General features: G+C 67.3%; 5 protein-coding genes and 1 other RNA gene. 4 read left to right on the top strand and 2 right to left on the bottom strand.

Annotation, left to right across the window (positions count from 1 at the left end):
* Window positions 1–3: 3 nt before the first annotated feature.
* From AC5P98_RS00865 to AC5P98_RS00855, 3 genes are read left to right on the top strand one after another with little or no spacing between them, the layout of a single operon-like run.
* A complete protein-coding gene (locus tag AC5P98_RS00865; RefSeq protein ID WP_053091726.1) occupies window positions 4–387 on the top strand; it encodes a DUF192 domain-containing protein in 384 nt (127 codons plus the stop codon).
* On the top strand, window positions 384–1070 hold the full coding sequence (locus AC5P98_RS00860) for a TadE/TadG family type IV pilus assembly protein (protein WP_032958205.1): 687 nt from the start codon (window positions 384–386) through the stop codon (window positions 1068–1070). The genes AC5P98_RS00865 and AC5P98_RS00860 overlap by 4 nt, the downstream gene beginning before the upstream one ends.
* Window position 1071: 1 nt before the next feature.
* Window positions 1072–1698, top strand: coding sequence for a hypothetical protein (locus tag AC5P98_RS00855; RefSeq protein ID WP_049404977.1), 627 nt, complete (start codon window positions 1072–1074; stop codon window positions 1696–1698).
* A gap of 100 nt (window positions 1699–1798) precedes the next feature.
* Here the strand turns inward: AC5P98_RS00855 and AC5P98_RS00850 are convergent, their stop codons facing one another.
* On the bottom strand, window positions 1799–12691 hold the full coding sequence (locus AC5P98_RS00850; protein WP_099476053.1) for an autotransporter-associated beta strand repeat-containing protein: 10893 nt from the start codon (window positions 12689–12691) through the stop codon (window positions 1799–1801).
* 359 nt (window positions 12692–13050) lie between these two features.
* Window positions 13051–13368 (bottom strand): DMT family transporter, encoded by a 318-nt coding sequence (locus AC5P98_RS00845; protein WP_005415486.1) that lies wholly within the window; start codon window positions 13366–13368, stop codon window positions 13051–13053.
* Window positions 13369–13669: 301 nt separating this feature from the next.
* On the opposite strand from AC5P98_RS00845, the gene ffs reads away from it, so the two are divergent.
* Window positions 13670–13766, top strand: an RNA gene (ffs, locus tag AC5P98_RS00840) — signal recognition particle sRNA small type.
* Window positions 13767–13814 lie beyond the last annotated feature (48 nt).

Raw genomic sequence — 13814 nt, 5'->3', positions numbered from 1 at the left:
CACATGAGAACCGGCGCCCTGATCCGCGATCACCAGCAGTTGCTCAGCTGCGTCTGGCATGCCGATCGCTGGCACCAGCGGCTGCGCGGCCTGCTGTTGCGCGCGCCACTCCAGCCTGGGCAGGGCCTGCTGATAACCCCCTGCTCGAGCGTGCACACCCTGGCCATGGGGTATCCACTCGACCTGTTGTTCCTGGACCGCGATCAGCGCGCCGTTGGCTGGCGCGAGGCCGTGCGCCCATGGCGCGGCGCCTGGTGCCGCGGCGCCTACTCGACGCTGGAAATGCCGGTGGACAGCCTCGGGCATATTGCTCCGGTGCTGGGCGAGACGTTCCAATGGTGCCCTTCTCCGCCTGCGGCACCGCCATCCACGAGGGCGTTGCAATGAAGCACATCCGCACATCCATCCGCCAGCAGCGGGGGCAATCGCTGATTGAATTCTGCATCGTGGTTCCGGCCTTCGTCTTCCTCATCCTGGTCATCTTCCAGTTCGTCCTGATCTATCGCGCCAAGTCGCTGCTGGATTTCGCCACGCTGCAGGCCGCGCGTGCCGGCGCGGTCAGTGGCGTCAATCATTCCGAGATGCGCAGCGCACTGGAAATGGCGATGGCTCCCCTGTACGCGACCTCGCCGGATGCCGCCGGTGCCGTCGCCGCCCGCGCCAAGGTCGCCCTGCTGTGGAAGAACCCGTTGCTGTCACCGAAGATCGAGGTCATTTCACCCAGCCGCGCGGCGTACAACGAGTTCCGCGAGCGCCAGTTCGATGGGCGCTATGCGCTGCCGAACGACAATCTTGCCTTCCGCGATGCACGTGTCGGCAGCAGCCGCGTCAGCGTGCAGGACGCCAACATCCTCAAGATCAAGGTCACCTATCCGATGCCCCTGATCGTTCCCTTTGCCGACCGGGTGATTGCTGGTCTTTCAGACCTGGTCAGCGAAGGCGACAGCTTCCGCCCGGCCTCGATGCTGATCGAGGACCCGATCACCGGCCATCGCCGCATGCCGATCGAGTCCTACGCGATCGTCCGCATGCAGAGCCCCGTGCATGACAGCAACAACCTGGCGCGCTGACATGCAGGTGCTGCTGGCCAGCCTGTTGATGGCAGCAACCTGGGCCGCCGCCGCGCAATCCACGGACGCTGCTGACAACGAACCTCCACAGGCGCGATTGCTGGCACGCGCCTATGGCCTGGGCCCACTCGGTCCAAGCTCGCCTGGTGGTGAGGTCGAGGTCGAGATCCGTTTGCGCGGGCCTGCCATCCGTATTGATTTCCGCGGCGACAATGCGCCCGATGCATGGCTGACCACCCAGGGCCAGCGCGGCCGGGCATGGCTGGTGAGCGAGCGCGGCAACTACACGCTGCCGGTCGCCGACGCCAGTGGTCCCTACTGGTACGATCCTGCCGCCCCATGCCACACGATCGGAGGGCGCTGCTCTCCCGCACCCGGCGAGTTCATCCTGGGTCGCCTCGCTGCCGGCTGGCGCTATGACAGTGCGCATGGCCCTGATGGCACCACCTCCGGCACGTTGTGGATCGATACCCGCACGGGCCTGCTGCTGGGTTACCGCGGACGCACCGGCAACCAGCGTACCGAACGCGGCTTGCGGGTTACCGAGGTCACTTTCGATGAGGTGCCGTCGAGCCTGTTCGACCCGCCCGCCGGATTGCGTCGACGCACGCAGGATGCGGCGAACTGAGCGAGGTGGTTGCAGTGCCGACACCGCGGCGCGGGAGGTCTCACTCCCTCCGCGCCGGTAGATCCACGCAGCGCGTGGATCTACCGCTGGCCCGCCCCCCTTAGAAGCCTACCCGCAGGTTGATCTGCCCGCCGACATCGCGGCGGCCATCACCGTGCTGGCCCTGCACGAACATCGACAGCTGGCTGTTGCGACCCAGGCCGACCGCCACGCCGAGCTGGCTGACCAGCGCATTGCGTGCCATCACCGCGCTGTAGACATCGAAGGCATCGCCACCGACCGCGAAGCGGTTGCGGCTGGCCACATCGGTGTCACCCGATGCATGCTGCCAGCCCAGGCCGACGGTCAGCTGCGCCGGGAAGCGCGCGCCGCTACCCACGTCCCAGCGGCCCCGCACGCCCACCGTGCTGACGTTGAGCGTGTCCTTGCCGCCTTCCAGCACCAGTGCGGCACTGCCACCCTGCTCCAGCGCACGATCACTGTCGACCCAGTGCCGGGTGAACTGCACGTACGGCTGCAGTTGGGTCCTGCCATGGGTCCAGGTCCAGCTGCCTTCGACCTGGGCGATGGTCACGTCCGAATCCTGGCGGCTGTACAGGGTCTGGCCCAGCAGAGGCACTTCACGCGTGGTGCGCGTGCGGTAGTCACCGCGCGACACGCTGCCACCGACCGCAAAGCCGTTGTTCCACTGTCCCTGTGCATACAGGCCGAACGTGTTGCCGCGCAGGCGGGCGCGCGAACTGCGATCGTACAGGCGCGTATCCAGGCGTTCGTTGCCGGCCGCCGCACCCAGCACCACGTGTTCACCCAGCTGCCAGTCCACACCCGCCATCACCGCATTGCGATTGGAACGGATCTCATCGCCATTGCCATCGCCATCCTGCTTGAACACCTTGCCGCTACCGGCCAGCCAGGCCGAGGCACGCTCACCACGCACGGTCGGCAGCTCACTGCCCAGGCGCTGGCGGATGCCCTCTTCCAGGTAGTTGTCGTACAGCAGCACCGCGCGGCTGGCCGCGTGCACTTCGCCGGAGAGCTGGTCGAATGCGCTGCGCGCAGTGCCGGCGTCATACAGCAGCACCGTGTTGTACAGGCCCAGCGCCGCGCCACTCTGCGGCAGGCTGTCCAGCGCCGCAGCGGTGTTGTACTGGTTGCGCGTGTTGGCCACGGTGGTGAACGCCGCCGTCTGCGCCACGTCGATCTGCAGGTTGGCGGTGTTGGCGGTGTAGACCGGGGTGATGGTCAGGAAGGCCGACGGCGAGTTCGCCGAGGCGAACTGCCCGCTCACCCCACCGCCCGCATTGATCACCGTGTACTGCTGGCCCTGCTGGTAGCTGGTGCTCGGCGAGATGGTGTTCACCTTTACGGTGCTGCCACCCACGTTGGCGCTGCCGCCCACCTGTACCGTATCGCTGCCGCTGGCACCCAGATCGATGCCCAGCGTGCTGCCCGGCGACAGGGTCAGGTTGCCACCCACGGTGATCGTGCCGGTGCCATTGCCTGTGCCGCTGCCGTTGCCCGGGCCATTGCCCGGCGACAGCACGCCACCACTGGACACCGTCACGCCACCGCCGGTGCCACCAATGGTGCCGGTGCCGGACAGCGTGGTACCGCTGCCGATGGTCCACTGGCCGCCGATGGTGCCGGTGACATTCAGGCCGCCGCCGGTGACCTGGCCGGTACCGTTGAAGCCACCACTGTTGCCGCCGAGGTTCAGGCCACCGGGGCCGGCCTGCACGATGCTGCCGCCGCCGCTGATGTTGCCGCCCAGCGTGGTGGTGCCACCGGTGTTGATCACCAGGCCACCGTTGTTGGTGATGTTGCCGGTGATCGCGCCGCTGGCCCCACCGTTGCCGACCTGCACCGTGCCACCGGCGTTGATGGTGGTGCCACCGGTATAGGTGTTGTTGCCGGTCAGGATCACGATGCCGGTGCCGGCCTGGGTCAGGCCGCCGCTGCCGCTGATGGTGCCGCCGACGGTGGTGTTGCCACCCACGTTGAACACCAGGCTGCCGTTGTTGCTGACGTTGCCGGTGATCGCACCGCTCGCGCCACCGTTGCCGACCTGCAGCGTGCCGCCGGTGTTGATGGTGGTGCCGCCGGTATAGGTGTTGTTGCCGGCCAGGACCACGGTGCCGGTGCCGGCCTGGGTCAGGCCGCCGCTGCCGCTGATGGCGCCGCCGACGGTGCTGTTGCCACCCACGTTGAACACCAGGCTGCCGTTGTTGACGACACTGCCGCCGATCGCACCGGTCGCACCGCCATTGCCAACCTGCAGCGTGCCACCGGCGTTGATGGTGGTCGGGCCGGTATAGGTGTTGTTGCCGGTCAGGGTCAGCGTGCCGCTGCCGGCCTGGGTCAGGCCGCCACTGCCGCTGATGGTGCCGCCCAGCGTGGTGTTGCCGGCCACGTTGGACAGCAGCGTGCCATTGTTGGTGACATCACCGACGATCGAACCGGTCGCACCGCCATTGCCCAGCTGCAGCGTGCCACCGGCATTGATGGTGGTACCGCCGGTGTAGGTGTTGGTGCCGGTCAGCAGCAGCGTACCGCTGCCGGCCTGGGTCAGGCCGCCACTGCCACTGATGGTGCCGCCCAGCGCGGTGTTGCCGGCCACGTTGGAAATCAACGCACCATTGTTGGTGATGTCGCCGGCGATGGCGCCGGTTGTACCGCCATTGCCCACCTGCAGCGTGCCGCCGGCATTGATGGTGGTACCGCCGCTGTAGGTGTTGTTGCCGACCAGGGTCAGCACCCCGCTGCCGGCCTGGGTCAGGCCACCACTGCCACTGATCGCGCCGCCGACGGTGGTGTTGCCCGCGACGTCGAAGACCAGGCTGCCGTTGTTGGCGACATTGCCGGTGATCGCACCGGTGGCACCGCCATTGCCCACCTGCAGCGTGCCGCCGGCATTGATGGTGGTACCGCCGGTATAGGTGTTGTTGCCGGTCAGGGTCAGCGTACCGGCACCGGCCTGGGTCAGGCCACCGGTGCCGCTGATGGTGCCGCCCAGCAAGGTGTTGCCGGCCACGTTGGACACCAGCGCACCGTTGTTGGTGATGTCACCGACGATCGCGCCGGTCGCACCGCCATTGCCCACCTGCAGCGTGCCGCCGGCATTGATGGTGGTACCGCCGGTGTAGGTGTTGTTGCCGGTCAGCACCAGCGTGCCACTACCGGCCTGGGTCAGGCCGCCGCTGCCACTGACCACCGCGCCCACGGTTGCCGTCGTGCCCAGGTTGTAGACCAGGCTGCCATTGTTGGTGATGTCGCCCAGCACCGAGCCGGTGCTGCCGCCGTTGCCGATCTGCAGCGTGCTGCCACCATTGATGGTGGTGCCGCCGGTATAGACGTTGTCGCCGCTCAAGGTCAGCGTGCCGGTGCCGCTCTGCACCAGGCCACCAGTGCCACTGAGCACACCGCCGAAGGTGGTGCTGCCGTTGTTGCCGCCGGTGGTCAGGGTCGCACCGCCCAGCACCACGCTGGATCCGGTCACGCCGGCCAGGCCACCGATGCTCTGGCTGCCACCGGCACTGATGTCCAACGTGCCGGCGCCGGACAGGTTCACCGTGCTGGCACCGGACAGGCTGCCACCGGCCGCCACCGCCAGCGTGCCGCTGTTGATGGTGGTGGTACCGGTGTAGGTGCTGGCGCCGCCCAGGGTGACGGTTGCCGCGCCATCTTTCAGCAGGCCGCCAGCGCCGCTGATCGGGCCATTCAAGGTCAGCGCGTTGCTGCCCGCCAGGGTCAGCGTGCCATTGGCCAGCTGCACGGTGTTGGCCAGGGTCAGCGCGCTGGTGCCGTCCAGGCTGGCGTTGCCGCCCACGGTCAGCGCGCCGGTGCCCAGCGAACCGTCGTTGCCCAGCAGCAGGCCACCGGCATTGAGGGTCACGCCACCCGTGAAGACGTTGACGCCAGTCAAGCCCTGGATGCCTGCGCCGTTCTTTACCAGGCCACCGGCCCCTCCGATGGTGCCGGCGAACGTGGTATTGCCCACGCCATTGAGGGTCAGCGTGCTGCCGCCTAGCGCAACGGTCGAACCCGCCACGCCTGCCAGCGAACCGATCGCCTGCGCACCACCCGCGCTGATGTCGAAGGTGGTACCGGCATTGGCCAGGTTCACCGCACCGGTCGCCGCCAGGCTGCCACCGGCGCCGATCGCCAGCGTGCCGGCGTTGATGGTGGTACCCCCGGTGAAGGTGTTGGTGCCGGTCAGCGTCTGGGTCCCCGAGCCTTCCTTGATCAGGCCACCCGAGCCGGCCAACGAACCACTGAACGTGCCATTGCTGGCATCACCGATCGTCAGCGTGTTGGCCCCCAGGTTCACCGTACCGTTGCCGACCAGTGTGCCGAACTGCTGCGTGCCGCTGCCCGCCGACAGATCGAAGGTCGCACCCGAGGCCAGGTTGACGATGCCACTGGCGTGCAGGCTCGCGCCAGCACCCAGTGCCAATGTACCGGCGTTGATGTTGGTGCCACCGGTGTAGGTGTTGGTGCCGTTCAGGGTCAGCGTTGCGGCTCCCTCCTTGGTCAGGCTGCCGGTGCCGCTCAGGTTGCCGTTGAGGGTGAGGTTGTTGCTGCCGAGGACGGTCAACGCGTTGTTGAGGGTGAAGTTGTTGGCGAGGGTGACCGCTGTGTTCGAATCGAGCGTCGCAGCGCCTGCGACCGTCACCGCACCGGTGCCCAGCGCAGCATTGTTGCCGACCACCAGGCCGCCGGCGTTGAGCGTTACGCCGCCGCTGAAGGTGCTGCCGCCGTTGAGCGTCTGCACGCCTGCACCGTTCTTGACCAGGCCGCCGTTGCCACTGATCGCACCGCTGAAGGTGCTGTCCACGGTGCCGCCCAGGGTCAGCGTGCTGCCACCCAGCGCCACCGTGCTGCCGGCGACGCCGGCCAGCGAGCCGATGGCCTGGTTGCCCGCCGAAATGTCGAACGTGCCGGCACCGGCCAGGTTCACCGCGCCGGTCGCGGCGAGGCTGCCACCCGCGCCGATCGCCAGCGTGCCGTTGTTGATGGTGGTACCACCGGTGTAGGTGTTGGCACCGCTCAGGGTCACGGTGGCCGCACCGTCCTTGACCAGGCCGCCGGTACCGGAAATCACACCGCCCAGTGTCAGCGCCTGGCTGCCAAGCAGGTCGAGGTTCGCGCCCGCTGCGAGCCCGATGTTGTTGGCCAGGTTGACGCCTGTCGATGCGTCCAGCGTCGCGTTGCCGCCCACTGCCAGCGCACCGCTGCCGAGCGCAGCGTTGTTGCCGACCACCAGGCCACCGCCGTTGAGTGCGACGCCACCACTGAACAGATTGGCGCCTCCCAGTGTGAGGACGCCGGCGCCATTCTTGACCAGGCCACCGGTGCCGGAAATCGCGCCATCGAAGAGGCTGTTGCCCACACCACCGAGTGTCAGCGTCTGTGCACCCAGGCTCACCGTCGAGCCCGCCACCCCGTTCAACGAGCCGATGGTCTGGTTGGCCCCTGCGGTGGAGATATCGAAGCCGGTGCCTGCAGCGCTCAGCGTCACCGCGCCGGTGGCTGCAAGGCTGCCGCCCGGACCAATCGCCAGCGTACCGGCAGTGATGAAGGTGCCGCCGGTGTAGGTGTTGGCACCGGTCAGCGTCTCGATGCCCGTACCGACCTTGGTCAGGCCACCCGTGCCTGCGATCGAGCCACTGAAGGTGCCATTGGTGGCGCCGCCGACTTCGATCGAGTTGGCGCCGAGGTTCACCGTACCGTTGCCGACCAGGGTTCCGAACACCTGCGTGCCGCTGCCGGCAGACAGATCCAGCGTGGCACCTGTGGCGAGGTTCACGGTACCGCTCGCCGCCAGGCTGGCACCGGCCCCCAGCGCCAGCGTGCCGGCGTTGATGTTGGTGCCACCGGTATAGCTGTTGATGCCATTCAAGGTCAGCGTCGCGCTGCCGTTCTTGGTCAGGCTGCCGGCACCGGAAAGGACGCCGTTGAGCGTCAGTGCGTTGGTCCCGAGCACGGTCAGCCCGGCGTTGAGCGCGATGTTGTTGGCCAGCGTTGCCAGGCCGGTGGTATCCAGCGTGGCAGCACCGCCGACCGTCAATGCACCGGTGCCCAGCGCCGCGTCATTGCCGAGTACCAGCCCGCCTGCATTGAGGGTCACGCCGCCGCCAAAGGTGTTGGCACCGGACAGCGTCTGTACGCCCGCGCCCACCTTGACCAGCCCCCCGCCGCCACTGATCACGCCGTCGAACGCGGCATTGCCGGCCGTACCGAACGTCAATGAGTTTCCGCCCAGCGCCAGCGTGCTGCCGCCCAGACCATTGAGTGCGCCGATGGTCTGGCTGCTGCCGGCACCGGAGATATCGAAGCCGGCGCCCGCCCCCAACGTGACGTCACCCGCCGCGGCCAGGCTGCCGCCCGTGCCCAGCGCCAGCGTGCCGGCATTGATGGTGGTACCGCCGGTGTAGGTGTTGGCACCGGACAGCGTCAGCGTGGTAGCGCCGTTCTTGATCAGGCTGCCATTGCCGCCGACCACGCCCGACAGCGTCAGCGCATTGCTGCCCGGCACCGTCAGTGCAACGCCCGAGCCCAGCGTGACCGCATTGCCGAGCGTCACTGCCGCGCCCGCATCCAGCGTGGTGCTGGTATTCACCGCCAGCGGGCCGGTACCAAGCGCACCATCCGCACCGACGACCAGGCCACCACCGTTCAGGGTCAGGCCGCCAGCGAAGGTGTTGGTGTTGTTGAGGGTCAGCAGGCCCGTACCGTTCTTGACCAGGCTGCCATTGCCGGCCACCACGCCACCGAGCGTGACATCGTTGCTGCCGCCCAGCGTCAGCTGCGTGCCCGCACCGAAGTTCACTGCATTGGCCAGGTTCAACGCCACCGTGCTGTCCAGCGTGGTGGTGCCACCGATGCCCAGCGCACCGGTGCCGAGCGCGCTGGCATTGCCGAGGATCAGGCCACCCGCGTTGAGTGCAACACCGCCACTGAAGGTGTTGGCACCGGACAGCGTCTGCACGCCGGTACCCGTCTTGACCAGGCCGCCAGTGCCACCGATCACGCCGGCAAAGCTGCCGTTGCCGGCGCCGCCAAAGGTCAGCGACTGCGCGCCCAGCGCCAGCTGGCTGCCTGCGACGCCGTTGAGTGCGCCAATGGTCTGCGCGGCACCGGCTGCGGAGATGTCCAGCGTCGCACCGGCGCCGGCAAGATCCACCGCACCGGCCGCGGCAAGGCTGCCACCGGCCCCCAGCGCCAGCGTGCCGGCGTTGACGGTGGTGCCACCCCCGAACGTGTTGGCGCCAGACAGCGTGAGGCGCGCCGCGCCATCCTTGATCAGCCCGCCGGCGCCGAACACCGGACCGGTCAGCGTCAGGTCATTGCTGCCCAGCACGGTGAGGTTGGCGCCGGCGGCGAGGCCGAGGGTGTTGCCCACCGAAAGCGCCGCAGTGGCATCCAGCGAAGCGTTGCCGCCCACGTCCAGCTGGCCGGTACCCAGCGCCTGTGCGTTGCCAAGCTGCAGTACGCCCGCGTTGAGCCCGACGCCCCCGCTGAACGTATTGGCGCCGTTCAACGCCAGTGTCGCCGCACCGTTCTTGACCAGCCCGCCGGTGCCGCTGATGACGCCCCCCAGCGACACGTTCTGGCTGCCCAGCAGATCCAGCACCGCACCGGCGCCGAGGTTGACGCTGTTGGCCAGGTCCAGCGCCACCGAACTGTCCAGCGTGGTATTGGCCCCCACCGACAATGCACCGGTGCCCAGCGCGCCGGCATTGCCCAGCAGCAGGCCGCCGCCGTTGACGGTCAGCCCGCCACCGAAGCTGTTGGCGCCATTGAGGGTCAAGGTGGTGGCACCGTTCTTCACCAGCCTGCCCGCACCGGACACCACCCCACCCAGCGTGATCGACTGCGAACCCGGCAGCGACAACGCGGCGCCTGCACCCAGTGCCACGTTGTTGCCCAGGTTCAGCGGCGCACTGCCGTCGAGCGAGACGTTGCCACCGATGCCCAGCGTCCCGGTGCCGAGTGCGCCGCTGTTGCCCAGCAGCAGGGCGCCAGCGTTCGCGCTCAGTCCACCACTGAAGGTGTTGGTACCGTTCAAGGTCAGTGTCGCCGCGCCGTTCTTGACCAGGCTGCCGGTGCCCGTGATGTTGCCGGCCAGGGCCAGGTTCTGGCTGCCCGGCAGGGTCAGGGCCGCGCCGAGGTTGATCGCATTGCCCAGGTTCAGCGCTGTCGTGGCATCCAGCGAACCGTTGCCACTGACCGTCAGCGCGCCGCTTCCCAGCGCACCGGCATTGCCCAGCACCAGGCCACCGGCCGTAAGGTCCAGGCCACCACTGAAGGTATTGGCGCCGGTCAGCGTCTGCACGCCGGTGCCCTGCTTGACCAGGCCGCCGGTACCACCGATCACGCCCGCGAACGTCTGGTTGGTGGCATCACCGAAGGTGAGCGTGCTGCTGCCCAGCGTCACCGTGCTGCCGGCAATACCGGACAGCGCGCCGATGGTCTGGTTGCCGCCGAGCGAGATGTCCAGGTCCGCGCCAACGCCGGTCAGGTTGACCGCACCGCCGGCAGCCAAGCTTCCGCCGCTGCCCACCGCAACCTTGCCGGCATTGATCGCCAGGCCGCCGGTGAAGGTATTTGCGCCACCCAGCGTAAGCGTGGCTGCACCGTTCTTGACCAGGCTGCCGGTGCCACCGATGGCGCCGCCCAGCGTCAATGCGTTCGAGCCCAGCACATTGAGCGAGCCACCCGCGCCCAGCGTGATGCCATTGCCGACCGCAAGCGCCGCGCTGGTGTCGAGCGACACCACGCCACCAACATTCAGCGCACCGGTTCCCAGTGCTCCAGCGTTGCCCAGCACCAGGCTGCCGGCATTGAACGCCACGCCGCCGCCGAAGGTGTTGGCGCCATTGAGCGTCAGCGACGACGCACCGCTCTTGACCAGGCCACCGGCGCCACCGATCACGCCGTTGAACGTCAACGCCTGGTTGCCGAGCAGATTGAGGCTGGCACCCGAACCGAGGTTGACCGCGTTGGCCAGTGCAAGCGCCCCCGTGGTTCCATCGAGCGTCACGTTGCCGCCGACACTGAGCGCACCGCTACCCAGCGCAGCAGCATTGCCCAGCAGCAGGCCGCCGCCGTTGAGTGCCACGCCGCCGCTGAGGTTGTTCACGCCCGACAAGGTCTGCACGCCGGTGCCCAGCTTGACCAGGCCACCCGTGCCTGCGGCGAACGTACCGCTGTAGCTGGTATCGCCCAGCCCCGCGAGGGTGAGCGTGTGGCTGCCCAGGTTAACCGAACCGCCGAGGCCCGCCAGCGAACCGATGGTCTGGTTGGCGGCCGCCGACAGGTCCAGGGTGGTACCGACGCCGACCGTGATCGCGCCGGTGGGTGACAGGCTGCCGCCCGCGCCCAGCGCCAACGCGCCTCCGGCCAGGTTGAAACTGCCGGTCAGCGCATTGGCGCCGTTCAAGGTGAGGGTGCCGGCGCCGCTCTTGGTCAGGTTGCCGGCACCGGAGATCGAACCGTTCAATGACAACGCATTGCTGCCCAGCAGGTTCAGCGAGCCCCCGCCATTGATCACCAGATTGTTGCCCAGGGTGAAGCCCGCCGTCGTATCCAGTGAAGCGCTGCCACCCACGGTCAGGTTGCCGCTGCCCAGTGCACCGGCATTGCCCAGTACCAGGCCGCCGGCATTGAGGTTGACGCCGCCGGAGAACAGGTTTGCGCCGCCGAGAGTAACGATGCCGGTGTTGTTGACCGTCAGCCTGCCAGTACCGGACAGCAAGCCCCCCAGGCTGAACGCATTGGTCCCTGCCAGGGACAGATTGCCACCAAGGCTGAAAGCGTTGGCCAGGTTCAGACCGGCCGTGGCGGAGGCGATGGCACCGCCGTTGGCGGTGAACAGCCCTGTGCCGAAGGAACCGGCATTGTTGAAATTGACCAGGCCATCATTGAGCGTGGTCGTACCTGCACCCGCCCACGCACCCTGCAGGTTCCAGGTGCCGCTGTTGACGGTGAGCTTCTGGAAGTTGAGGTACTGGTTCCAGCCCAGCGTGGTCACCGCTCCGCCGGTGCCGGACCCCGGACCGCTGACGACGTTCTGCAACACCAGCGTGTTGTTGGCCGCACCACTGCCGGTACCGGCGTCGACCGATCCCGCAGCCGCAACCTTTACCCCGGTGACACCGGTAATCACGCCGGCAAGAGCGCTGCCGCCGCCGCTCACAACGCTGGAACCCGACACTGCGGTGAAGGTGTTGCCGCCGGTTGAATCACCCAGGTGAACGCTGCCACTGACCGCCCCCGCATTGAGGAACGTGTTACCGCCAGAAGCACCCAGGCCGACGCGTCCGTCGATGGTGCCTGTGTTGGCCACATTGGCGGCTGCACCACCATAGGTCACCACCGTGGTCGCGTCGGAAACGCTGCCTGCACCGATCAGCGACGTGCTGATCAGGCCGGCGTTGTTGATGGTGGTGGTGCCGTTGACATTCTGTGCCACCAGCGCCTGTCCACCGAAGCCCAGCAGCGTTGCGATGTTGACGACACCCTTGATCTGTCCGCTGGCGTTGTTGTTGACGACGATCACGCTGTTGTTGGCAGAACCATTGCCGATGACCAGGCCGGGCGAGGCGAGGATGATCGAGCTCGGATCGATCGTGCCATTGTTGTTGACCGTCACGTTGTCGCCGGTCAGCGTTGCTGCGTTGCCGCCACCTACGATCGGCGGCGTACGCAGCAATGCACCCGCGTCGATGTTCAGCGTGAGGCCGTTGGTCGCGTTGGAGTAGTTGTTGATGCTGGTGGTGCTGTCGCAGTTTACGGTTGTGGTGCCGGTGCACGCTGCGAATGCCGATCCGCTGGCCAGTGTGGCGGCCAAAGCCGCCGCCAGCTGGTGCGCCCGCAATCGCGGCACCCGCCCTGCGCTGACCGCGCTTCCGCCGGGGTTCTGGGCGACCTCCGAAGCAACCTGCATTACCCCAAGGGCACGATTGAAAACCAGACGGTAAATGCGGTTCATCGGTAAATCTCCATGAAAAGACCGGATGGCACAGCTGGCAGGTTTTTTGGAGACAATGCGGCCCACCCCGGCTCCCCGAACGGGAACAAGGCCTGAAGGCATTAACTCCTGAAAATCTTCACATCTTCACGCGATCGCACCCGGGGACAGGTGCGCCAGCGCGTCCGTCAAGGCGAAAACTCCCCGATTTCGCCCGACGAATGGCGGCACTGTGCGACCGACGGTGCCAGCGGCATGTGAATCACGCGCGCTATTTTTATGACGTGCGTCAAATAACAGGGGCGGACAAAATGGTTTTGCCGAAAATGCATATACCTGCAGCAAGCGGAGATTCCCTTCCCCGCCATAAGTAAATGGATTCAGCTGCTCGAGAGTTTCATCAGCACCAGGCCGGAAACGATCAACACCGCCGCACCGATCCGCATCGGGCTGACCTGCTCGCCCAGGAACACAATGCCAACCACGAACGCCCCGACCGCGCCGATGCCGGTCCAGATCGTATAGGCGGTTCCCAGCGGCAGGCTGCGCATGGCCACCGCCAGCAACCAGAAGCTGGCGATCATGCCGATGATGGTGACCACGGTGGGGGTGAGCCGGGTGAAGCCTTCGGACTGCTTCATGGACACGGCCCAGACGATTTCCAGCAGGCCGGCAAACAACAGATAGATCCAGGCCATGACGGCCCTCCTCTTGGTAGGGCCAGGCCGTCCTGGTCTTTGATTCCCGATGTGGGGGAGGTCGTTCCTCCTGGCCGGCATTCTAGCAACGGCGGCAGCCCCAGGCCGCCGCCGCCGGGAGCGGGTTACAGCCGATTCAGTGCATGAAGCTGGCGTCGATGGGCCTGCCTGCGCTAGAATGCGCGTCTGCCATCGGCCAGCCCGATGTGCAGTCCGGCTGTGGTCTCCGGCGCGCCGCGCGCTGTTTCCCCTGATCCGTGAACTGGCCGCCCATCGGGCGGCCAACGTCTCTATGGTGGCCCCGTCGGCCCCTCGCGACGCTAGGTCGAAAACCCCGCCAGGGCCGGAAGGCAGCAACGGTATCGATCGACGCGGGCGCCGAGGTCAGCCGGCGGGGCCACCGCCTTTTCCGCACTGGGGTCAGTTCCCTTTGCATGGCAAAGGGA

The sequence above is a fragment of the Stenotrophomonas sp. YJH_SMC_135 genome, assembly GCF_059372355.1.
The sequence above is the reverse complement of the archived record's forward strand: the minus strand, read 5'-3'. Positions and strand labels throughout refer to the sequence as shown.

Coding starts and splice junctions, on each gene's coding strand:
- AC5P98_RS00865 (WP_053091726.1), top strand. CDS start 4: ATGAGAACCGGCGCCCTGATCCGCGATCACCAGCAGTTGCTCAGCTGC.
- AC5P98_RS00860 (WP_032958205.1), top strand. CDS start 384: ATGAAGCACATCCGCACATCCATCCGCCAGCAGCGGGGGCAATCGCTG.
- AC5P98_RS00855 (WP_049404977.1), top strand. CDS start 1,072: ATGCAGGTGCTGCTGGCCAGCCTGTTGATGGCAGCAACCTGGGCCGCC.
- AC5P98_RS00850 (WP_099476053.1), bottom strand. CDS start 12,691: ATGAACCGCATTTACCGTCTGGTTTTCAATCGTGCCCTTGGGGTAATG.
- AC5P98_RS00845 (WP_005415486.1), bottom strand. CDS start 13,368: ATGGCCTGGATCTATCTGTTGTTTGCCGGCCTGCTGGAAATCGTCTGG.